The sequence below is a fragment of the Gordonia crocea genome, assembly GCF_009932435.1.
GTDB lineage: Bacteria > Actinomycetota > Actinomycetes > Mycobacteriales > Mycobacteriaceae > Gordonia > Gordonia crocea.
The window spans coordinates 152323-173675 of record NZ_BJOU01000017.1; the positions used below are offsets into that span (position 1 = coordinate 152323).

General features: G+C 69.6%; 18 protein-coding genes. 6 read left to right on the top strand and 12 right to left on the bottom strand.

Going from position 1 to position 21353, the window contains the following annotated elements; genetic code table 11:
• Positions 1–31: 31 nt before the first annotated feature.
• Positions 32–490 (bottom strand): DUF3151 domain-containing protein, encoded by a 459-nt coding sequence (locus nbrcactino_RS15980; RefSeq protein ID WP_161928465.1) that lies wholly within the window; start codon positions 488–490, stop codon positions 32–34.
• Between the two features lie 129 nt (positions 491–619).
• On the opposite strand from nbrcactino_RS15980, the gene nbrcactino_RS15985 reads away from it, so the two are divergent.
• Entirely contained in the window at positions 620–2155 is a 1536-nt protein-coding gene (locus tag nbrcactino_RS15985) for an Rv0361 family membrane protein (RefSeq protein WP_161928466.1), read from the top strand.
• A gap of 76 nt (positions 2156–2231) precedes the next feature.
• On the opposite strand, the gene fbaA is transcribed toward nbrcactino_RS15985, so the two are convergent.
• Positions 2232–3269, bottom strand: a complete 1038-nt coding sequence (gene fbaA / locus nbrcactino_RS15990; protein WP_161928467.1) for a class II fructose-bisphosphate aldolase — start codon at positions 3267–3269, stop codon at positions 2232–2234.
• A gap of 195 nt (positions 3270–3464) precedes the next feature.
• Between fbaA and nbrcactino_RS15995 the strand changes: the two genes are divergently transcribed.
• The 4 genes from nbrcactino_RS15995 to nbrcactino_RS16010 all read left to right on the top strand — a co-directional run bounded on the left by nbrcactino_RS15995 (position 3465) and on the right by nbrcactino_RS16010 (position 7115).
• On the top strand, positions 3465–4130 hold the full coding sequence (locus nbrcactino_RS15995) for a VTT domain-containing protein (RefSeq protein WP_371864603.1): 666 nt from the start codon (positions 3465–3467) through the stop codon (positions 4128–4130).
• A 25-nt stretch (positions 4131–4155) separates the two neighbouring features.
• A complete protein-coding gene (locus nbrcactino_RS16000; RefSeq protein ID WP_161928469.1) occupies positions 4156–4788 on the top strand; it encodes a TetR/AcrR family transcriptional regulator in 633 nt (210 codons plus the stop codon).
• Positions 4789–4935: 147 nt separating this feature from the next.
• Positions 4936–6477, top strand: a complete 1542-nt coding sequence (locus nbrcactino_RS16005) for an LVIVD repeat-containing protein (protein WP_161928470.1) — start codon at positions 4936–4938, stop codon at positions 6475–6477.
• Positions 6474–7115, top strand: coding sequence for a DUF305 domain-containing protein (locus tag nbrcactino_RS16010; RefSeq protein ID WP_161928471.1), 642 nt, complete (start codon positions 6474–6476; stop codon positions 7113–7115). Before nbrcactino_RS16005 ends, nbrcactino_RS16010 begins: the two co-directional genes overlap by 4 nt.
• A 67-nt stretch (positions 7116–7182) precedes the next feature.
• Here the strand turns inward: nbrcactino_RS16010 and nbrcactino_RS16015 are convergent, their stop codons facing one another.
• Genes nbrcactino_RS16015 through nbrcactino_RS16025 form a run of 3 tightly spaced genes read right to left on the bottom strand, consistent with a single transcriptional unit; the run spans position 7183 to position 9333 of the window.
• On the bottom strand, positions 7183–7845 hold the full coding sequence (locus nbrcactino_RS16015) for a TrmH family RNA methyltransferase (protein WP_161928472.1): 663 nt from the start codon (positions 7843–7845) through the stop codon (positions 7183–7185).
• On the bottom strand, positions 7838–8377 hold the full coding sequence (locus nbrcactino_RS16020) for an orotate phosphoribosyltransferase (RefSeq protein ID WP_371864599.1): 540 nt from the start codon (positions 8375–8377) through the stop codon (positions 7838–7840). The genes nbrcactino_RS16015 and nbrcactino_RS16020 overlap by 8 nt, the downstream gene beginning before the upstream one ends.
• On the bottom strand, positions 8374–9333 hold the full coding sequence (locus tag nbrcactino_RS16025) for a TtfA family protein (RefSeq protein ID WP_228460980.1): 960 nt from the start codon (positions 9331–9333) through the stop codon (positions 8374–8376). The genes nbrcactino_RS16020 and nbrcactino_RS16025 overlap by 4 nt, the downstream gene beginning before the upstream one ends.
• Before the next feature lie 70 nt (positions 9334–9403).
• Here nbrcactino_RS16025 and nbrcactino_RS16030 point away from each other — a divergent pair, with 70 nt between their 5' ends.
• Complete coding sequence (locus nbrcactino_RS16030; protein ID WP_161928474.1) at positions 9404–10591, top strand: M20 family metallopeptidase; 1188 nt, start codon at positions 9404–9406, stop codon at positions 10589–10591.
• A gap of 8 nt (positions 10592–10599) precedes the next feature.
• Here the strand turns inward: nbrcactino_RS16030 and nbrcactino_RS16035 are convergent, their stop codons facing one another.
• From nbrcactino_RS16035 to clpB, 7 genes are all read right to left on the bottom strand, one after another.
• Positions 10600–11316 carry a response regulator gene (locus tag nbrcactino_RS16035; protein WP_161928475.1) on the bottom strand — a complete coding sequence of 239 codons (717 nt, stop codon included), beginning with the start codon at positions 11314–11316 and terminating at the stop codon, positions 10600–10602.
• A complete protein-coding gene (locus tag nbrcactino_RS16040) occupies positions 11309–13831 on the bottom strand; it encodes a DUF4118 domain-containing protein (RefSeq protein WP_161928476.1) in 2523 nt (840 codons plus the stop codon). The genes nbrcactino_RS16035 and nbrcactino_RS16040 overlap by 8 nt, the downstream gene beginning before the upstream one ends.
• Before the next feature lie 28 nt (positions 13832–13859).
• On the bottom strand, positions 13860–14492 hold the full coding sequence (locus nbrcactino_RS16045) for a potassium-transporting ATPase subunit C (protein WP_161928583.1): 633 nt from the start codon (positions 14490–14492) through the stop codon (positions 13860–13862).
• A 26-nt stretch (positions 14493–14518) separates the two neighbouring features.
• Complete coding sequence (gene kdpB, locus nbrcactino_RS16050) at positions 14519–16612, bottom strand: potassium-transporting ATPase subunit KdpB (RefSeq protein WP_161928477.1); 2094 nt, start codon at positions 16610–16612, stop codon at positions 14519–14521.
• The gene (gene kdpA / locus nbrcactino_RS16055) at positions 16609–18330 is read right to left on the bottom strand and encodes a potassium-transporting ATPase subunit KdpA (RefSeq protein WP_161928478.1); all 1722 of its coding nucleotides are present in this window, start codon (positions 18328–18330) and stop codon (positions 16609–16611) included. The genes kdpB and kdpA overlap by 4 nt, the downstream gene beginning before the upstream one ends.
• A gap of 2 nt (positions 18331–18332) precedes the next feature.
• A complete protein-coding gene (locus nbrcactino_RS16060; RefSeq protein WP_083834818.1) occupies positions 18333–18431 on the bottom strand; it encodes a potassium-transporting ATPase subunit F in 99 nt (32 codons plus the stop codon).
• Between the two features lie 223 nt (positions 18432–18654).
• Complete coding sequence (gene clpB, locus nbrcactino_RS16065) at positions 18655–21231, bottom strand: ATP-dependent chaperone ClpB (protein WP_161928479.1); 2577 nt, start codon at positions 21229–21231, stop codon at positions 18655–18657.
• Between the last annotated feature and the right edge of the window lie 122 nt (positions 21232–21353).

Genomic DNA, 21353 nt, shown 5'->3' on the forward strand with positions numbered 1-21353 from the left:
ACACCCCCAAACCGGCTACGGTCCGATCCGGCTACGGTGCCGTGACCCCGACCTGCTCGGCGGCGCGCGGGTCACAGTCGTTGAGCAGATCCAGGCAGCGCAGGTATTCGTCTTCCTCGCCGATGAACCGGGCAGCCCGGGCCAGGGCGCCGACACAACGCAGGAATCCCTGGTTCTGCTGGTGCTCCCACGGAACCGGGCCATAGCCCTTCCAACCGTGGCGGCGGAGCTGGTCGAGCCCGCGGTGGTACCCCGTCCGCGCGTAGGCGTACGCCGCCACCACGGCGGGCGGCACCTCGCCGCTTTGCGCGGCGGCTTCGTCGATGCTGTCGAGTTCGGCCTCGGCAAGGTAGGCCCACGCGATCGACGCCGTCGGCGAGCCGGCGGCCACGGTGGCCGGTGCGGCACCGTTGAGCAACTCGGACTCGGCTTCATCGTCGCCGGTGAGTAACGTGGGCGGGGGGCCGAGCAGGTCTCCAAAAGAAGTCACCACCCAATTCAACCACTTCTTCCGTGGTGGCAGCAGGGTCCTCGGCAGGCATCCCGAGTGTGTCTGACCGGCCAGGTTTCGCTAGTCTGTGAGCCGCTAGCGAACTATTGACGAAGGCAGGCGTGCTCAATGGCGCAGTCAGACGAAACCCCGACCACGGGCAACGACGGCGGAGCGGACTCCGCGGCGACCGAGGTCGACTCGTTGCGCACCCGCCGCGGTGACAGCCAGCCCGAACAGCCCACTCCGGCCGACGATGCCCCGCAGCCCCTCGGCGGCGGCGGGATCGACTCCGCCACCCGCGTGATCAGCCGCGATGACCTCCCCAACACCGACGACCTCCCCGATCTCGAGGATGTCGACGCCGTGGGCGGCACGGGCGAGGCGTCGGCTGCCGCCGCGGACGACGGCGACGAGTCGGCCGACGAGGTCGCCGACGAAGCCGATCAGGCCGAGGACGGTACCGACACCGACAACGCCGACGAGGCTGAGGCCGACGAGGCTGAAGCTGCCGACGAGGTTGAGGCCGCTGCCGACGCCGAGGCCGTCGAGACCGAGGAAGCCAGCGGCGCGGGAGCCGCTGCCGGCGCGGTTGCCGCTGCGGCTGCGGCCGCGGTGGCCGCCAAGCTGGCTGCCGAGAACAAGACCGACGAGGCATCCGAAGCCGATGAGGTCGAGGCTGCGTCCGACGCTGAGGGATCAGCCGCCGAGGGATCCGACGCCGAGGGCACGGATGCTGACAGCACGGACGCCGAAGACGCGGACGCCGAGTCCGAGGAGAGCTCCGAAGAGGCTGCTGCGGACGAGGATTCGGCCGACAGCGACGACTCCACCAGCGACGATTCCACCAGTGACGAGTCCGACGAGGACGCCGAGGCCGACGCCGACGCCGACGCCGACGCCGAGGCCGAGGATGCGGCTGCCGACGCGGATGCGGCTGCCGACGCGGATGACGCCGAATCGGATGACACCGACGAGGCGGCCGGCCCCAAGGTCAGCCCGAGCCGACCGGAGATCAAGAAGCTCGACGACAAGCCCGCCGACGAGGCCGAGGCAACCGATGAGGCCGTCGAGGCCGATGAGGTCGTCGAGCCCGACGAAGCGGAAACGACGAAGATCGAGTCCGCCAAGGCCGCCCCTGCGGCTCCGGCGACCGCAACGGCCGCCGGGGAGTGGAAGACCGGCGACGACATCGCCGCGCCGGCGACCATTCCGCAGACCACTGCCCCCGCGAAGAAGCCGCGCAGCCTGCGCAAGCCGCTCGCCCTCGCCGCCGCCGCGGTGGTCCTGATCGCCGCTGCCGGTGCGGCCCTGTGGTTCCTGCGCAAGCCGGCCCCGGCCGACCAGGCCGCCGAGGCCGCCGTCTCCTTCGTCACCGCGATGAACAGCGGGGACATCGCCACCCTGCGGTCGGTGACCTGCGGTGACACCAACACCTTCTACGCCAAGATCAGCGACGCCGACTACGCCAAGCTGTTCGCCGAGCAGAAGGCCCGCAACGAGCTGGTCAACATCAGCGGGGTGCGCGCGGCCAAGGTCGTCGGCGACAACCAGGCCGTCGTCGAGGTGAACTCTTTCCGCACCGACGCCCCGAACACCGTCGTCCCGACCTCGATCAACCTGCAGAAGGTCGACGGCAACTGGAAGGTCTGCGCGCCGAAGTAGCCGGCCATCGACACAATCACCCCGCCCGGTCGCAACCGGGCGGGGTGATTTGTCTGTGCTGGTCAGCTCACCGGGTTCAGGAGGCGCTGATCGACTTGCCGGCCGACTTCAGGTCGTTGCAGGCTTCCACGACGCGCTCGGCCATCGAGGTCTCGGCCTTCTTCAGGTAGCTGCGCGGATCGTAGGTCTTCTTGTTCCCGACCTCGCCGTCGACCTTCAGCACACCGTCGTAGTTGCTGAACATGTGGCCGGCGACCGGTCGGGTGAACGCGTACTGGGTGTCGGTGTCGACGTTCATCTTCACCACGCCGTAGCTCAGCGCCTCGTCGATCTCGCTCTTGAGCGACCCCGATCCGCCGTGGAAGACGAAGTCGAAGGGCTTCGTGTCGGCGCCGAGGCCGAGCTTGGCGATCGCAGCCTTCTGGCCCTCGTCGAGAACCGACGGCTTGAGCTTGACGTTGCCCGGCTTGTACACACCGTGGACGTTGCCGAAGGTGGCGGCGAGCAGGTACTTGCCCTTCTCTCCGACGCCCAGCGCGTCGACGGTCTTCTCGAAGTCCTCGACCGAGGTGTAGAGCTTGTCGTTGATGGCGTTCTCGACGCCGTCCTCTTCGCCGCCCACGACGCCGATCTCGACCTCGAGGATGATGTTGGCGGCCGAGGTGGCGGCCAACAGCTCCTGGGCGATCTCCAGGTTCTCGTCGATCGGGATCGCCGAGCCGTCCCACATGTGCGACTGGAACAGCGGGTTCTCCCCGCGGTCGACGCGCTCCTTGGAGATCGCGATCAACGGCCGGACGAAACCGTCGAGCTTGTCCTTCGGGCAGTGGTCGGTGTGCAGCGCGATGGTGACGTCGTACTTGGCGGCGACCACGTGGGCGAACTCGGCCAGGGCCACCGCGCCGGTGACCATGTCCTTGACGCCCAGGCCGGAACCGAACTCGGCACCACCGGTGGAGAACTGGATGATCCCGTCGGAACCGGCGTCGGCGAAGCCCTTGATGGCGGCGTTAATCGTCTCCGACGACGTGCAGTTGATGGCGGGGAAGGCGTATCCGCCGTCCTTGGCCTTCTGCAGCATCTCGGCGTAGGTCTGCGGAGTGGCAATGGGCATGGAAACGGTCCTCCAACCGGTCTTCGGCTCAGACTCGCGCACGGCGAGCGTCAAATGCCCCACCAGTATGGCAAGTCGCGTTCGCACACTTGGCGCCACCGTCGAATCGGACACACTCAGTGGGCTCTCAGTCCGTCGCCGGTACCCTGATGGCCTGTGAACTACTTGTCGCTGGCGCAGACCACCACCGATGTCATGGCCCTCCCCGGGATCCTCGACCCCTTCAACGTCATCGGCTGGTTCGGCACCGCGGCGTTGTTCGGGCTGCTCCTGGTGATCTTCATCGAGTCGGGGGTCCTGTTCCCGGTCCTGCCCGGCGACTCCCTGCTGTTCGTCGCCGGTCTCATCGCGGCCGGCAGCGCATCGGCCGAGCATGCACAAAAAGTCGCCGACGCGAACTTCAACATCTGGATCCTGGTCATCACGATTCCCATCGCCGCGATCCTGGGCGGGCAGGTCGGATACTGGATCGGCCGCTTCATCGGCGTCGAGATGTTCAAACCCGACGCCCGGTTCCTCAAGCAGCGCTATCTCGACGAAGCGCACGAGTTCTTCGAGAAGCACGGCCCCATCATGATCTTCCTGGCCCGCTTCGTGCCGATCGTGCGCACCCTGGCGCCGATCGTGGCCGGCTCGGCCCGGATGCGCTTCTCGGTGTTCACCGTCTACAACGTGATCGGTGCGATCGTCTGGGGCGCCGGCATCACCCTGCTCGGCTACTGGCTCGGCCAGTTCGAGATCGTCCAGAAGCTGATCGAGCCGATCTTCATCCTGATCGTCCTCCTGTCGATCCTGCCGATGGTGTTCGAGTGGTACCGGCGGCGCCGTGCCGGCACCGCGCTCGACGACGCCGGCGCCTGACCCCCGATCGGCTAGCGGGACCGCGATGACCGAATGCAGCGGCCAGTCAGCGCAAACCCAACAACTGCTGCTGGACACGGCCGAAGAACTCTTCGCCCGTCACGGCTTCGCCGCCGTGTCCAACCGGCAGATTTGCGAGGCCGCCGGACAGGGCAACAATTATGCGATCGGCTACCACTTCGGGTCCCGCGACGGCCTGTTGACGGCACTGCTGAAGGTGCGCAACGAGCCGATCGAGCGGGCGCGCCGCAAGATGGTCGACGAGTTGGGCGAGGATGCCGGGCCGCGCGATTGGCTGCGCTGCCTGGTCCGGCCTCAGCTGGAGTTCATGGGTACCACCCCCGGGCATACCCCCTACGGGGTCTTCTGCATGCAAATGGCGGCAGACCCGACGACCAACGGGTTGCTCTACGACCAGGCCGCCCAGTGGCCGGCGCTGCTCGACGTCATCGAGGGCACCTACCGGGCGATCCCGGATCTGCCGGCCAAGGCCGTCGAAGTCCGCACCCTCATCATGCGCAACGTCCTCATCACCACGTTTGCCGATTTCGAACGCGTCCGCAATCAGGACGATCCACCCGACACCGAGTCCTGGCGCACCTTCGTCGACGCGATGGTCGACGGATTGTTCGGCCTGTGGACGGCCCCCGCCACCTGACCGGGAACCGGCGCCGGCGACCGGGTACGAGAGCCTCCTCGACGATCGGTTTTCAGTCACTTGACTGACGGGCATCACACGTGCCAGGGTGTTGTGACTCGCATCACCGGCCTGGGGGGTTTCACGGTGTCCACTCGCCGATTCGTCATGACGACTGCGTCGGCGCGCGCCGCGCGCGTGCTGCGCGGCCCGCTCGCCGGCCTCGTCGTCGTCACCGCGGCCGCCGCGATGGGTGCGGCCCCGATGGCCCACGCCGCCCCTCGGCTGCCGGTGTCCCTCGCCGACTGCGGCCCGGGATCGCTGCCGGAGACGGGGTTGCAGGGCGACGTCCCCGCCGCGGACCGGGACTCCGGCCGCAGCACCAAGGGGTACCGCTGCAACATCAAGCTGCTGGGCGGCTACACCGGCCACGGCGGCGGCATCACCTCGACGAGCCACGACGACTGCGCCTACATGGGCAGCCTGTTCCCCGGCTCGATGGTTGGGCCCGACACCGGCGTCGCCGTCGTCGACGCCGCCAACCCGACCCACCTGCGCCGGTCGGCGACGCTGCGCGCACCGGCGCTGCAAGCCGGGACGTGGGAGAGCCTCAAGGTCAACGAGAAGCGCAAGCTCCTCGTCGGGACCGCGGTGCCGCTGCTCTTCGGCGCCGGCCTGCTCGCCGTCTACGACGTCAGCGATTGCCGCCGACCGCGGCTGCTCAACGGCAACGGTCCGGGCTCACTCAACTCGCCGCTGCCCATCACCGCGCACGAGGGCGGCTTCTCCCCGGACGGCCGCACCTACTGGACGTCGAGCGTGGGTCCGGGGCTGCTCAGCGCGGTCGACCTGACCCACCCGTCGCGGCCCCGGGTCATCGCCCAGGCGCTCACCGGTTTGGAATCCCACGGCATCGGCGTCAGCCCCGACGGCAAGACGCTCTACCTCTCGCACAACTTCGGCGGCTTGAGCATCTACGACATCAGCGATGTGCAGCGCCGCCGCCCCAACCCCCAGATCCGCAAACTGGCCAAGATCGACTGGACCAACGGTTGGGCCACCCAGCACAGCGTCCCGGTGTCCTACGGGCGCAAGCAGTACCTGTTCACCGTCCTCGAGGGCGGTTCGGGCGGCGTGAAGGTCATCAACGTGACCAACCGGCACCGCCCGCGCGAGGTCAACAACCTCAAGCTCCAGGTGAACCTGCCCCGCAACCAGGACCGGGGGCTGGCCTCCAGCGTCGGCGGCGGTGTCTTCGCCTATGAGTCGCACTACTGCGCGGCCGACCGACAGGTCGACCCCACCGCCCTCGCGTGCGGGTGGACCTCGTCGGGTATCCGGGTCTTCGACGTCCGAGATCCGTTGCGGGTCAAGGAAATCGCGTACTACAACCCGCCGGCCCGGACGAACCGGCACGCCGAGCTGTGGAACTCCCCGCACGCCCTCGCATCCGTCCTGGGTGTCCCGATCCTGTCTGCCCCGGCGATTCTGCAGTCCCTCGCCCAAGGGCAGTTCGATCCCCGCCAGGCGCTCAGTTCGCGCTCGGGCCGGGTGATCGGCGACCTGTCGACCGACTGGTGCTTCTCCCCGCCGGAGTGGCGCGGCAACCGTCTCTACGTCACGTGTTCGGACAACGGGTTCCAGGTCCTGGAGCTGACCAACGGCGTCTACTCGGCCCCGCCGAACCAGCGCTCCACGGTCGGTTCGTGAGTGCCCGATCACCCCGGTTGACGCGGCTCGTCGTTGGCGGCGTCACCCTGGCGGCCATCGCCGCCGCCTTCCTTGCCGGGGCGCTGGCGGGTCCGGCCTTCGATCGCCGCACCCCGGCGCCGGTATTGCTCAACACGGTGGAAGAGGGCTTCCTCCAGGACATGTCGGCCCACCACCAGCAGGCGGTCTCGATGGCGCAGCTGGTGGACCGGCCCGGCGTCGAGGACTCCATCCGGACGCTGGCCCGCGACATCCGCATCGGCCAGGGCGGGGAACTCGGCACGATGACCGGCTGGCTCCAGATGGCCGACCGGCCGCTGCAGAACCCGCAGCCGATGGCCTGGATGACCCGCTACAACGCCTCGCCCGCCGACCACCACGACCACGCGCACGGCGCCATGCCGGGCATGGCGACCGACGACGAGGTGGCCCAGCTCGGCTCACTGCCACCCGCGCAAGCCGGGATCCGGTTCCTGCGGCTCATGCAGCGCCACCACTTCGGCGGTATCGCGATGGCCCAGGATTTCGTCGGCCGGGTCCCCGACGGGCTGGTCGCCCGCCTCGCCCAGTCGATGATCAGCACCCAGAGCAAGGAAACCGGTTTGATCGGGACGATGCTCACCCAGCGCGGCGCCTAAATCCCGACTCGATTCGCATTTCCCGACGAAATCCCATCGGGAAGTGCGAAAAGGTGCGGGCGAAGGGCTACCAGGCCTCGTCGAGGTCGGCGTGCCGCGCTATCCAGGCATGCATCGCGATCCCCGCGGCGACCCCGGCGTTGATCGACCGGGTGGAGCCGAACTGGGCGATCGAGACCGTCAGGTCGGCACCGGACTGGGCGTCGTCGCTGACGCCGGGCCCCTCCTGGCCGAAGAGCAGCACGCAGTCGCGCGGCAGCTCGGCGCGCTCGATCCGCTCAGCGCCCGGGGTGTTGTCGACCGCGACGACGGCCAGCCCGCGTTCGCGTGCCCAGGCGATCAGATCGGCGACCGTGTCGTGGTGTTCCAGGTGCTGGTAGCGGTCGGTGACCATCGCCCCGCGCCGATTCCACCGCCGCCGCCCGACGATGTGCACCGCGGCCGCGGCAAAGGCGTTCGCCGTGCGCACCACGGTGCCGATGTTCGCGTCGTGGGAGAAGTTCTCGATCGCCACGTGGAACGGGTGGCGGCGCCGGTCAATGTCGGCGACGATCGCCTCGCGCGACCAGTACCGGTAGGCGTCGACGACGTTGCGCGTATCCCCCTCGGCCAACAGCTGCGGGTCGTACCGCGGATCGTCAGGCCACTCGCCGGGCCAGGGCCCGACCCCCACCGGCGGAGTCCCGCCGGCCTGCCACTCCGTCGGACCGGGCCCGTCGGGATCAGCCAAGACCCAGGTCGGCCAGGCCCAGCAGCGAGCGGTAACCGACGCCGAGCCGGCCGATGACCTCGTCGGCACCGGTGGCCCGGTCGACGACCGTCGCGACGCCGACCACCGTCGCCCCCGCCTCCCGTGCAGCCTCGACCGCGGCGCTGGGCGACGCACCCGTCGTCGAGGTGTCCTCCACGATCAACACGCGGCGCCCGGCGATGTCGGGCCCCTCGATCCGGCGCTGCATCCCGTGCGTCTTGGCCGCCTTGCGGACCACGAACGCGTCGATCGGGCGGCCGTCGGCGTACATCACCGACAACGCCACCGGATCGGCCCCCAGCGTGAGACCGCCGACGGCCTGGTAGTCCCAGTCTCCGGTGAGTTCGCGCATGAGCGTCCCGATGAGCGGACCGGCCTCGTGGTGCAGGGTCGCGCGGCGCAAGTCGACGTAGTAGTCGGCTTCCTTGCCCGACGACAGTGTCACCCGCCCGTGTACGACGGCGAGCTCGGTCACGAGCGCGGCGAGGCGCTCCCGATCGGCGGTGCTCACGACTCGTCTTCGGGGTAGTGCTGCGACGGCGGCGGCCCGGGTCGGCGCCATCCCTGCCCAGACGGTTCCTGGCCCGACAGCGGAAGGTTCTGACCGGCTTGCTGGGGTGCCGGCGGGCGTGGCGCGGGTTGCGGGCCGCGGACCGGTGGGCCCTGCGGATCACGGGCGAACGGGTTGAAACCCGATTCGGCCGACGGCAGGGGCGCGGCGACCGTCGCCGCCTCGCCGGCCTGTTCGGCGGCCTCGCGACGGCGCTTGTCGCGCATGTTCTCGGTCTTCTCGTCGGCCAGTTCGGCATTCGTCGGGCCGTGCGGGTCGCGCGGGTCCGGCGCATCCTGCGGATCGACCGACGGCGGCAGGACGCGCAGCAGATCGGCGAACCGGCGCACGACGTCGAGCGCGGCGTCGAGGCGGGCCGAGTCGTTGGTGAGCGGCATCGAGCCCAGCACCCACTTGCCCTCGGTCCACATGATCTCGACGTAGCGCGGCGCGGAGTTGGCCAGCGCGATCATCCGGCGGTCACACACCCGACGGGCGACCTCGAGGTTGTTGGAGAACATCACCCGCGGTCCCATGGCGCCGAGCAGGTCGACGTCGGTTTCGGCCGGGGCGAGGACGTCCTCGTGCCGCAGGTCGACGATCACCTGCGAGGCCGCCTTGCGTCGCACGGCGACGATGGTCGCCGTCTCGGTGAGGTCGAAGACCACCGCCTGCGCCCCGTCGTATTCGCCGAAGGCGACGTCGAGGACCTCGACGTGGTCGGGGACGTCCATCGCCGCGCGGCGGAAGACCCGACGCAGCTTGGTGTCCGACTCGCGGTAGTCGAAGCCCTGGGCCTGCGCCCACACCTCGCGGTTGGCCCGCAGGACCGACCGTCTCTGGTGGTCGAGCCACAGCAGGACCCCGGCGCCGGCGAGGGCGACCAGGGCGATGAGGAAGTACACGGTGCTGGTCATCGACTGCCACCTTACTATCGGTGGGCATGCGTCCCGCAGTTCTGACCGTCAAATCGACAAGGAGATGGTGATGGCCCTCTCGTTGACGGACGAGGAACAATCCCTGCTCGACCGCCTGGCCGCCGAGGCCATCGTCGCCCTGACGACCGCGTTGATCGCCGAACCCAGCGAGAACCCGGGCGGTACCGAGGCCTCGACCGTGGCGGTGCTCGCCGACGCCTGCCGGGCGGCTGGCCTGCGCGTCGAGCTCACCGAGGCCGCCCCCGGGCGGCCGAACCTGGTCGCCACCCTCGATGGTGGCGGGCACGGCCCGACCCTGCTGTTCCTCGGCCACTCCGACGTGGTGCCGGCCGGGACGGGCTGGTCCGGCGACCCGTTTGCCGCCCGCCTCGTCGACGGTCGGCTCATCGGCCGCGGCGCGGTCGACATGAAGGGCGGCCTGGCCGCCATCGTCGCGGCGATGGGCGCACTGGCACAGTCGCCGTTTCATGGCCGAATCGAGTTCGTCTGCACCGCCGACGAGGAGGCCGGCGGTCTCGGCGCCCGCGCCTATGTGACGGAGCGGGCCGCCGCCGACGACGTGCTCGGTTGCCTGGTCGCCGAACCCACCCGATTGCGTGCGGTGCACGCCGGTCGCGGCACCGCCAATCTCGACATCGCGGTGACGGGCAAGGCCGCGCACTCCGGCCGACCACAGGACGGCTGCAGCGCGATCACCGCGGCCGGGCGCGTCCTGGGTGCCATTGCCGACGACGGCGAGCGCCTCGCCCGCGCACCGCACCCCGAGCTCGGCCCGGCGACCTGGAACGTCGGCACCATCGTCGGCGGCCAGGGCGTCAACGTCGTGGCCGCGGACTGCCGCCTCGGCGTCGATCGGCGGCTACTGCCCGACGAGGACATCGCCGAGGTCGCCGCGGGCCTGCGCGAGCGGATCGCCGAGCTTGGGTTGCCGACGCAGGCGACGGTGACGGTCACCGTCGACTCGGAGACCCCGGCCTTCGCGACCGCCCTCGACGCCCCGTTCACCCTCGCGGTCGGCGGGGCCTTGACCGCACTGGGCCTCGACCCGGTCCCCCGGGTGTGGAGTGCCGCCTGCGATGCCGGTTTCCTGCACCGCGACTTGGGGATCGACTCGATCGTCCTCGGTCCCGGTGACATCAACTCCCAGGCCCACCAGGTCGACGAGTCGGTCGCCGTGGACGACCTGCTGACGGCGGCGAAGCTCTACGCCCTCATCGCGCACCGCTTGCTCCGCTGAGGATCGCGCTAGGCGTCGGGCGCGTCGGCGACGAAGCGGTAGCCCATGCCGGATTCGGTGACGAGCATGCGCGGCCGCGGCGGATCGACCTCGAGCTTTCGTCGCAGGGTGGCGAGGTAGACCCGCAGATAGTTGGTCTGCTCCACGTAGCTCGGACCCCACACCGCACTGAGGATTTCCCGTTGCGAGACCAGATTGCCCTGGTTGCGGACCAGCAGGTCCAATATCCCCCACTCGGTGGGCGTCAAACGGATCGACTCGCCATCCCTGGTCACCCGCTTGCCCGCGAGATCGATCTGGACCGCACCCACCCGGACGACCGGATCATCCAGCGTCGGTGCCGCTGCCGCGCCACGACGAATCGCGGCCCGCAGCCGGGCGACGAGTTCCTCCATCCCGAACGGTTTGGTGACGTAGTCGTCGGCTCCGGCATCGAGCGCGGACACCTTGTCCGACGAATCGGTGCGCGACGAAAGGACGATCACCGGCACATTCGTCCACCCGCGCAGACCGGCGAGGACCTCCAGGCCGCCGATGTCGGGCAGACCGAGGTCGAGCACGACGACGTCGGGAATCGACTTCGCGACGGCCGCGAGAGCCGCAGTCCCGGTCGCAGCGGTCACCACCTCGAATCCGCGTGCCTTCAGATTGATCCGCAACGCGCGCAGCAACTGCGGCTCGTCGTCGACGACGAGCACCCGTCCTCGGTCGACCGCGCTAGCCATCGCCGGTCTCCGACGTCGAGCCGTCGCGCGTCAACGGCAGGTCGACGACCATGGTCGTTCCGCCGCCCGGTGTATCCCCGGCCGTCAGTCGCCCGCCCATCGCGGCAACGAAGCCGTGCGCGACAGACAGACCGAGACCCACCCCGGAGCCGGCGCGGCCGTGGTCGCCGTACTGCTGGAACGGACGGAAAGCGCGCTCGCGCTCCTCGGGCGGGATCCCCGCACCGTGGTCCACCACGCGCACCAGACAACGCTCCTCGCCCGCGTCCGACACGTCGACGGCCGTCTCGACCCCGACCGTGCCGCCGCCGTGCAGCAGCGCGTTGTCGATCAGGTTGGCCAGCGCCCGCTCCAGCAGACCCGCGTCGGCGTACGCCCAGGAGCATCCCACTCGGACCTCCGCGGAACGGTTACCGGAGGCGAGCACCCGATGGATCACCTCCGGCAGATAGATGCGGTTCACCACGGGAGAAACGACCCCGGCGGCGAGCCTCGAGGAGTCGAGCAGGTTGCCCACCAGCGCCGTCAGCTGGTCCAGCGACTCCTCGATGGTGGCCAGCAGTTCGGCCGTGTCCTCGTCGTCCAGCGTCCAGTTCGGGCTGCGCAGGCTGGACACCGCTGCCTTGGCCGCGGCGAGCGGCGTCCGCAGGTCGTGGCTGACCGCGGCGAGCAGGGCGCGCCGGAGTTCGTCGGTCCGCGCGATCTCGTCCGCCTCGGCCGCCTGCCCGGCCAGCCGGTCCCGTTCGACCGCTGCCGCGACCTGGTCGGCGACGGCGGAGAGCACGCGGCGATCGCGCACGTCGACCTCCGGGCCGCGCAAGAGCAGCGCGTACTGCCCGCCCGACGCCTCGCACACCGTGGACGCGGCATCGGCCGTGACGGGCAGATCCGATCCGACGAACGCCCGCACATCGGTCTCCCGGTCGCCGCGCCGAATGAGCGCGACCGCGTCCTGCTGATAGGTCTCCTGCACACGCCCCAGCAGATCGGGCACCGCCGCGTCGTTGAGCACAGCGCTGGAGAACGCCGAGAGCAGTTCGGCGTCACGACTGGCCTGCCTCGCCTCCCGGCGGCGCCTGTTCGCCGAATCCACCAGTGCGGCAACGGCTATCGCGGTGATCAGCATGACCGCGATGGTGATGATGCTGTCCGGCTCGCTGATCGTGAAGGTGCGTCGCGGGTGGGCGAACAGAAAGTTGAGCAGCAGGCCCGACACCAGTGCCGACAGCACAGCGGCCCCGACACCGCCGAGCAGGGCGACGGCGAGGATGCCGATGGTGAACACCGCGGACTCGCTGGCCAGTCCGAGATGCTCGTCGAGCGGGACCAGGACGGCCCCGACGAACACCGGAATCACGACGGCCAGGACCCAGGTCAACGGGCGGTGGAAGCGGGTCGCCCGGATGTCGAGCGGGTTGCGCCGCGCCGACGCCTGATCGTGGGTGACCATGTGCACGTCGATCTTGCCGCTGTCGCGGACGACCGCCGCACCCACCCCCTCGTCGAACAGCCTGCGCCAACGCGGCCGGCGCGAGGTTCCCAGGACCAACTGCGTCGCATTGACGCCGCGGGCGTACTCGAGGAGGGTTTCGGGCACGTCGTCTCCGACAATGGTGCTGATCGACGCACCGAATCCGGCCGCGAGCGACCGCAGTGCCTCCATGTCGACGGCGGTGTTGACGAGCCCGTCGCCGCGCACGACACGGACGACCAAGAGTTCGGCGCTCGACCGCGATGCGATGCGGCGGGCCCGGCGGATCAACGCCGCCGATTCCAGCCCGCCGGTGATGGCGACGACCACCCGCTCGCGCGCCTCCCAGGTGTCGGTAATCGCATTCGCGGCGCGGTAGTCGGCCAGCTTCTCGTCGACGCGGTCGGCGAGCCAGAGCAGGGCGAGTTCACGGAGCGCGGTGAGATTCCCCTGACGGAAGAAGCTCGCCAGCGCTCCCTCCGCTCGTTCCGGGCCGTACACCTTTCCGTCGGCCAGCCTGCGACGCAGTGCCTGCGGCTCGATGTCGACCAGCTCGATCTGATCGGCGCGACGCACCGCGTCATCCGGAACGGTCTCGCGCTGGATGACGCCGGTGATCCCGGCGACGACGTCGTTCAGGCTCTCCAGGTGCTGGATGTTCACCGTCGAGAGGACATCGATGCCGGCGTCGAGGATGTCGTCGATGTCGTTCCAGCGCTTGGGATGCCGCGATCCGGGCGCGTTGCTGTGCGCGAGCTCGTCGACCAGCACGACCCTTGGCTTGCGCGCCAGCACCGCGTCGAGACCCATCTCCTCCAGCACCGTTCCGCGATACTCGACGCGTCGGCGCGGCACGACTTCGAGGCCCTCCGCCATCGCGGCGGTGGCAGCGCGTCCGTGTGTCTCGACGAACCCGATCACGACGTCGACGCCGTCGGCCCGCAGGTGCTGGGCACGATCGAGCATCTCGAAGGTCTTGCCGACGCCCGGCGCACACCCCAGGAACACCTCGAGTTGTCCCCTCGCCGCGGCGGCCGAGTTCATAACCGAATCCTAGACACCCGACCGGCGGCTACCGCCGCGGCTGATCTCCGGCGTGCCGGCATGTACCGACCGTGTGACCGAGGGCGAGGTTGACCCGCAGCACGTTGACGCGGGGCTCGCCGAGGAAGCCCCACTGCCTGCCCTGCGTGTGTCGGGCGATGACTCCGCGGACCCGCGCCTGACTCGACCCGGTCGCGCGGGCAATGCGCGGCACCTGGATCGCGGCATATTCCGGCGAGATGTGCGGATCCAGGCCCGACGCCGATCCGGTCACCGCATCGTCGGGAACCTGTGCGGGCGGCACGCCCTCCCGCGCCGCGATATGCGCGCGGCGGGCCGCGATCAAGCGGTGCAACTCGGGGTTGTTGGGGCCGAGGTTCGACGAAGCAGAGGCACCGGGATCGCCCGATGCGAGCGGATCGTCGCCGGTCCCGGCGACCCGTGAGTGCAGATACGGGTCGGGAGCCCCGGGCGGCACTTTCAGATCCACTCCGACTAGCTCGGAGCCGGAGGGGCAACCGCGCGCATCGGTGAGCACCGATCCGTCGGCCTTCGACGCGCCGAGGCGGGAGATCCCCCACGTGACGGTCGGGTAGACCAGTCCGAGCAGCACCGTCGCGGCGGCGAGCACGACCGCGCCGACCACGAGCTGGCGCAGCATTCCGGCCAGGAGTTTCTTCACAGGTCTCACCCCATTCCGGGTAGCAGGCGGACGACGAGGTCGATCAGCGCGATGCCGACGAACGGCGTGATCACACCGCCGAGCCCGTAGATGAGTAGATTGCGGCCGAGCAGCCGGGAAGCGGAGTCGGCCCGGTACTTCACGCCGCGCAGCGACAGCGGGATCAGCGCGACGATGATCAGCGCGTTGAACACGACGGCCGAGACGATCGCCGACTGAGCCGAGTGCAGCCGCATGATGTTCAGCGACTCCAGCTGCGGGTAGGTCGAGATGAACAGGGCGGGCAGGATCGCGAAGTACTTCGCGAGGTCGTTCGCCAACGAGAAGGTCGTCAGCGCGCCGCGGGTGATCAGCAACTGTTTGCCGATCGCGACCACCTCGATGAGCTTCGTCGGATCGGAGTCGAGGTCGACCATGTTCCCGGCCTCTTTGGCCGCCGCGGTCCCGGTGTTCATCGCGACGCCCACGTCGGCCTGGGCGAGGGCGGGAGCGTCGTTCGTCCCGTCACCGGTCATGGCGACCAGTCGCCCGTCGGCCTGTTCGTGCCGGATCAGGGCGAGCTTGTCTTCCGGCGTCGCCTCGGCGATGAAGTCGTCGACGCCCGCCTCGTCGGCGATCGCCCGCGCTGTGAGCGGGTTGTCGCCGGTCACCATCACGGTCCGGATGCCCATCGCCCGCAACTGGGCGAAGCGGTCCCGCATGCCCTGCTTGACGACGTCGGACAGTTCGACGACCCCGAGGACGCGTGCCGGCCCGTCATCCTCCGTCGCGACGACCAACGGTGTCCCGCCGTTGCGGGCGATCTCGTCGACCGTCGTCCTGACGTCGGCGGCCACCGACCCGCCGGTCGACTCCACCCAGCCGGTGACCGCATCGGCCGCGCCTTTGCGAAGGCGATGGCGCCCAGTCGCGTCGTCGAGATCCATCCCGCTCATCCGGGTGTTAGCGGTGAACGCGACCACTTCGAACCGCGGATCGCTGCCGCTACGCGCCAACGCGAGTTCCGGTTCCGGCAGCGGCGCCACGCCGAATTCGCCGACGCACAGGTCGATGATGCTGCGTCCCTCCGGAGTGTCGTCGCCGAGGCTGCACCGGTAGACCGCCGAGGCGAGGTCGTCGCGGGTGACCCCGGGAGCCGCGTGCAGTGCGGTGGCCCGACGGTTGCCGTAGGTGATCGTGCCGGTCTTGTCCATCAGCAGGGTGTCGACGTCACCGGCGGCCTCGACGGCCCGGCCGCTCATGGCGAGGACGTTGCGCTGCACCAGCCGGTCCATCCCGGCGATGCCGATCGACGACAGGAGTGCGCCGATGGTGGTCGGGATCAGGCAGACGAGCAGCGCGATCAGCTTGACCGGGTCGGGCACGTCGCCGATGTAGTGCTGGAACGCCCCGGTGGAGAGCACCACCATCAGGAAGATCAGGGTGAGCGCGGTGAGCAGGATGTTCAGCGCGACCTCGTTCGGCGTCTTCTTCCGCGACGATCCTTCCACCAGGGCGATCATGCGGTCGACGAAGGTCTGACCCGGCTCGGTCGTAATCCGCACGACGATCCGGTCCGAGAGCACCACGGTGCCGCCCGTCACGGCGCTGCGATCGCCGCCGGATTCGCGCACCACCGGGGCGGACTCGCCGGTGATCGCGGATTCGTCGACGGTGGCGATCCCCTCGACGATCTCGCCGTCGCCCGCGATGACTTCACCCGCTTCGACGACGATCAGGTCGCCGACGGCCAATCGGGCGCCGGGCACCTCGGTGAGCCGATCGTCATCGTCGAGGCGGCGCGCGATCGTGTCCCGCTTCACCTTTCGCAAGCTGTCCGCCTGGGCGCGGCCGCGGCCTTCGGCGACGGCCTCGGCCAGGTTGGCGAACAGCACGGTGAACCACAGCCAGGCGACGACTGCCCACGCGAACATCGACGGGCGCCAGACGGCGAGAGCGGTGCAGATCACGGCGCCGACGTAGACGACGAACATCACCGGGTTGCGGGCCTGATCCTTCGGATTCAGCTTGGCCAGCGCTTGCGGGACCGCGTCGGCCAGCTGGCGGGCGTCGAAGGCGCCGCGCCCGACGAACGCGTCGTGCTCGGGATGGGGACTCATGACAGGGCCTCCGCGATCGGTCCCAGCGCCATCGCCGGGAGGAAGGTCAGGCCGGCGACCAGGACGACCGTGCCGACGAGCAGGACGCCGAACAGCACGCCGTGGGTGGGAAGCAGTCCGCTGTCGGGCACGGCGGCCGACAGCCGTGCGGCGTCGGGGGTCGCGTCGGGCGTGGCATCGGCGGACACCGCCGCCCGGGGAATCTGCTCGGCGAGCAGACCGGCGAGGGCGAGGACGAGCAGTATCGGGACGAGCCGGCCGAAGAACATCGCGAGGCCCAGGGAGATCTGGAACCAGTCGGTGGTGACGGTGAACCCGCCGAAGGCGCTGCCGTTGTTGTTCGCCGCCGAGGCATATGCGTAGAGGACCTCGCTGAACCCGTGGGCGGCACCGGCGCTGCCGTGCGGCCCGGAGTTCAGCAGGAAGTCGGGCGTGGACCGGCCGACCAGCGTGATCGCGGCGCCGCTCAGAACGATCGCCGGCATCGTCAGGAGGTAGAGCGCGACCAGGGTCATTTCGCGCCGGCCAATCTTCTTCCCCCCGAACTCCGGGGTGCGCCCGACCATGAGACCGCCGACGAAGACGGTCGTGATCGCCAGGACGAGGATTCCGTACAGGCCCGAACCGACTCCGCCGGGAGCGATCTCGCCCAGCAGCATGTTCCACAGCAGCACCCCGCCCGACCCCGGGGACAGACTGTCGTGTGCGGCGTTCACCGCTCCCGTCGACGTCCCCGTCGTCGACACCCCGAACAGGATGCTGCCCGGCACGCCGAACCGCGTCTCGATGCCCTCCAGCCCGGACTGGCGCGTCTGCAGATACCAGGCCAGCGCGAGCATCCCCGACCAGAGCGCGGCCATGACGGCGAGCAGGGTGAGGCCTTGGCGCCGGTCGCCGACGAGAGTTCCGTAGGTGCGGGTGAGGCACACCGGGATCACCAGGATCGCGAGCACCTGGACCACATTGGTGAGCGGAGTCGGGTTGGCGAACGGGTGCGCCGAGTTCGCCGCCAGCGTTCCACCGCCGTTGGTCCCGAGTAGTTTGATCGCCTCTTGCGACGCGAACGGCCCGATCGGGCTGCGGGCGTGCCGGCCGTCGAGCAGCGTGTAGTCGACCCCGGTCCGCCACGACTGAACGGCGCCCGCGGCGAGAAAGACGACGGCGACGATCAGCGCGATCGGCAGCAGGATGCGCACCGTGCCGCGAACCAGGTCGACCCAGAAGTTCCCCAGATCGCCGGTGCCGGCACGGCTGGCGATCCCGCGGACGAGCGCGATCGCCACGGCCATGCCGACCGCCGCGGAGACGAAGTTCTGCACGGCGAGCCCGAGCATCTGCACGAGATTGCTCATGACGAGTTCCGGCGAATACGACTGCCAGTTGGTGTTCGTCACGAAGGAGATCGCCGTGTTGAACGCCATTGCCGGCGAGACGCCGAGCTTCCCATCCGCCCAGGGGAGAAGCCCCTGGAACCGCTGTAGGGCGTATACGACGAGGATCGAGACAACAGAGAAGCTCAGCACGCTGATCGCATAGGCGCGCCAGCTCTGCCCGGCACCCGAGTCGACGCGCGCCACCCGGTAGACGAGTCGTTCCACGGCGAGGGCGCGCGCGCCGCGGTAGACCGACGCCATGTAGTCCCCGAGGGGGACGTACAGGGCGGCCAGGGCGACCACGATCGCCGCGACCTGCAGCAGCCCGCTTGCCGTGTCGGACACGCTCAGAACCTCTCGGGGTCGACGAGAGCGAGCAGCAGGTAGCCGGCGACAGCTGCCGCGACGACGAGCAGCGCGACGATCACCACGCCGTCGCCACTCATCGCCGGGCCGATCGGTCGAGCGCGTGGACCGCCCACGCGCACAGCAGCACCGCGCCAACGACGATGCCCACCATCACCAGATCCGCCATCAGGCCTCCGCTCGTCTCCGCACGCACTCGGTGCGCTACATCGACGATCGGCCCGGCGGTCAGGCGACAGCCAGCGCCTTAACGCGATTCATACGGACGGGCCCGCAGTCTTGATGCGGCCTAGACAACGAGGCTCAGACGACCTCGGCGTCGACGGCGGCCTCCACCGTCAGCGACTCGCCGTCACCGGCCACGTCGACGACGACGGTGTCGCCGTCGCGGATGTCACCGGCCAGCAGCGCCTTGGCAAGCCGGTCGCCGATGGCCTGCTGCACCAGGCGGCGCAGCGGCCGGGCGCCGTAGAGCGGGTCGAAACCGCGCTCGGCCAGCCATTCCTTGGCCTTGGGCGTGACGTCGAGCGTCAGGCGCCGCGCCTGCAGGCGCTTGCCCAGCCCCTGCAGCGCGATGTCGACGATCGTCACCAACTCCTCCGGGCTCAGGGCGTCGAAGATCAGCACCGCGTCGAGGCGGTTGATGAACTCCGGCTTGAACGCCGACCGCACCGCCGCCATCACCTGGTCCTTGTCACCGCCGGCGCCGAGGTTCGACGTCAGGATGAGGATGGTGTTGCGGAAGTCGACCGTGCGCCCCTGACCGTCGGTCAGGCGGCCCTCGTCGAGGACCTGCAGCAGCACGTCGAAGACGTCGGGGTGGGCCTTCTCCACCTCGTCGAAGAGGATGACGGAGTAGGGCCGACGGCGGACCGCCTCGGTGAGCTGGCCGCCGGACTCGTATCCGACGTAGCCGGGAGGCGCACCGACGAGCCGTGCGACGCTGTGCTTCTCGCCGTACTCGCTCATGTCGATGCGGACCATCGCCCGCTCGTCGTCGAAGAGGAACTCGGCCAATGCCTTGGCGAGCTCGGTCTTGCCGACGCCGGTCGGGCCGAGGAACAGGAAGGATCCCAGCGGCCGGTTCGGGTCGGCGACACCGGCCCGGGCGCGGCGCACCGCGTCGGAGACGGCCTGCACCGGTTCCTTCTGGCCGACGACCCGCTTGCCGAGTTCGTCCTCCATGCGCAGCAGCTTGGCGGTCTCCCCCTCGAGCATGCGCCCGGCCGGGACGCCGGTCCACGCCGAGACGACCTCCGCGACATCGTTGGGACCGACCTCCTCCTGGAGCATCACGTCCTCTTGCGCGTCGGTGCCGGTCTTCTCGATCGCGGCCTCGAGCTCCTTCTCCAACGCCGGGATCTGGCCGTAGCGCAGCTCGGCGGCACGGCCCAGGTCGCCGTCGCGCTCGGCCCGGTCGGCCTCGCCGCGCAACTGCTCGAGCTTCTCCTTCGAATCGCGGACGGCGTCGATCGCCGACTTCTCGCTCTGCCACCGGGCGGACAGCTCGTTGAGCTTCTCCTTCTGGTCGGCCAGTTCGGCGCGCAGCTTGTCCAGCCGCTCCTTCGACGCGGCGTCGGTCTCCTTCCCCAGGGCGACCTCCTCCACCTCGAGCCGGCGGACGGTCCGCTCCACCTCGTCGATTTCGACTGGGCGCGAGTCGATCTCCATGCGCAGGCGCGACGCGGCCTCGTCGACGAGGTCGATCGCCTTGTCCGGCAGGAACCGCTGCGTGATGTAGCGGTCGCTGAGGGTGGCCGCGGCGACCAGGGCCGAGTCGGTGATCCGGACGCCGTGGTGCACCTCGTAGCGCTCCTTGAGCCCGCGCAGGATGCCGATGGTGTCCTCCACCGACGGCTCCCCGACGTAAACCTGCTGGAAGCGCCGCTCCAGGGCGGCATCCTTCTCGATGTACTGGCGGTACTCCTCGAGCGTGGTCGCGCCGACGAGGCGCAGTTCGCCGCGGGCCAGCATCGGCTTGATCATGTTGCCGGCGTCCATCGCCGAATCACCGGTGGCGCCGGCGCCGACGATGGTGTGCAGCTCGTCGATGAAGGTGATGATCTGACCGGCCGACGCCTTGATCTCGTCGAGGACGGCCTTGAGCCGCTCTTCGAACTCGCCGCGGTACTTCGCCCCGGCCACCATCGCGCCGAGGTCGAGGCTGACCAGGGTCTTGTCGCGCAGCGACTCGGGCACGTCGCCGGCGACGATGCGCTGGGCCAGGCCCTCGACGACGGCGGTCTTGCCGACGCCGGGCTCGCCGATCAGCACCGGGTTGTTCTTGGTGCGCCGGCTCAGCACCTGCACGACGCGGCGGATCTCCGAGTCACGGCCGATCACCGGGTCGAGCTTGCCCTCGCGGGCCGCGGCGGTGAGATCGGTGGAGTACTTCTCCAACGCCTGGTAGGTCGATTCCGGGTCCGGGCTGGTCACCCGGGCGGTACCGCGGACGTTGACGAAGGCATCGCGCAGCGCCTCCGGGGTGGCGCCGTTGTTGACCAGGAGCTTGGCGGCATCGCTGTCGCCGTCGGCCAGGCCCACCATCAGGTGCTCGGTGGAGACGTACTCGTCGCCGAGCTCGGTGGCGAGCTTTTGCGCAGCGGAGATCGCCGCGACCGACTCGCGGGAGAGCTGCGGGGGCGCGCTGGCACTGCCCACCGTCGGGGCGCGGTCGACCAGGTCCTGGGCCTGGCGCCGGATATGCGACGGGTCCGTGCCGACCGCCTTGAGCAGCGGCGACGCGATTCCGTCGGTTTGGTCTAACAGGGCCACCAAGATGTGGGCCGGACGCACATCGGGGTTCCCCGCGGCCGCCGCGTTCTGCACGGCGGCCTGCAGTGCTGCCTGGGCCTTGGTGGTCGGGTTGAAGCTGTCCACTTCGGTACTACCTCTCGTCTGGCCTGCGGGAATGTCACCGCAGGAAAGTTTAGTCTCCCGGACTCAATGTTGTCCGTCGACTAGTCCAACTTCGAGATAGTTGAGTCTATTCCGCTCAGGTT

What these genes read in the sequence shown, in the direction of transcription:
- nbrcactino_RS16040 (WP_161928476.1), bottom strand. Translation starts at nt 13,831, where the DNA reads ATGAACTCGGCCGCCGCGGCGAGGGGACAACTCGAGGTGTTCCTGGGG.
- nbrcactino_RS16045 (WP_161928583.1), bottom strand. Translation starts at nt 14,492, where the DNA reads ATGCTGCGCCAGCTCGTGGTCGGCGCGGTCGTGCTCGCCGCCGCGACG.
- kdpB (WP_161928477.1), bottom strand. Translation starts at nt 16,612, where the DNA reads ATGAGTCCCCATCCCGAGCACGACGCGTTCGTCGGGCGCGGCGCCTTC.
- nbrcactino_RS16005 (WP_161928470.1), top strand. Translation starts at nt 4,936, where the DNA reads ATGACGACTGCGTCGGCGCGCGCCGCGCGCGTGCTGCGCGGCCCGCTC.
- nbrcactino_RS15985 (WP_161928466.1), top strand. Translation starts at nt 620, where the DNA reads ATGGCGCAGTCAGACGAAACCCCGACCACGGGCAACGACGGCGGAGCG.
- nbrcactino_RS16035 (WP_161928475.1), bottom strand. Translation starts at nt 11,316, where the DNA reads ATGGCTAGCGCGGTCGACCGAGGACGGGTGCTCGTCGTCGACGACGAG.
- nbrcactino_RS16060 (WP_083834818.1), bottom strand. Translation starts at nt 18,431, where the DNA reads ATGAGTGGCGACGGCGTGGTGATCGTCGCGCTGCTCGTCGTCGCGGCA.
- fbaA (WP_161928467.1), bottom strand. Translation starts at nt 3,269, where the DNA reads ATGCCCATTGCCACTCCGCAGACCTACGCCGAGATGCTGCAGAAGGCC.
- nbrcactino_RS15995 (WP_371864603.1), top strand. Translation starts at nt 3,465, where the DNA reads ATGGCCCTCCCCGGGATCCTCGACCCCTTCAACGTCATCGGCTGGTTC.
- nbrcactino_RS16030 (WP_161928474.1), top strand. Translation starts at nt 9,404, where the DNA reads ATGGCCCTCTCGTTGACGGACGAGGAACAATCCCTGCTCGACCGCCTG.
- nbrcactino_RS16025 (WP_228460980.1), bottom strand. Translation starts at nt 9,333, where the DNA reads ATGACCAGCACCGTGTACTTCCTCATCGCCCTGGTCGCCCTCGCCGGC.
- nbrcactino_RS16000 (WP_161928469.1), top strand. Translation starts at nt 4,156, where the DNA reads ATGACCGAATGCAGCGGCCAGTCAGCGCAAACCCAACAACTGCTGCTG.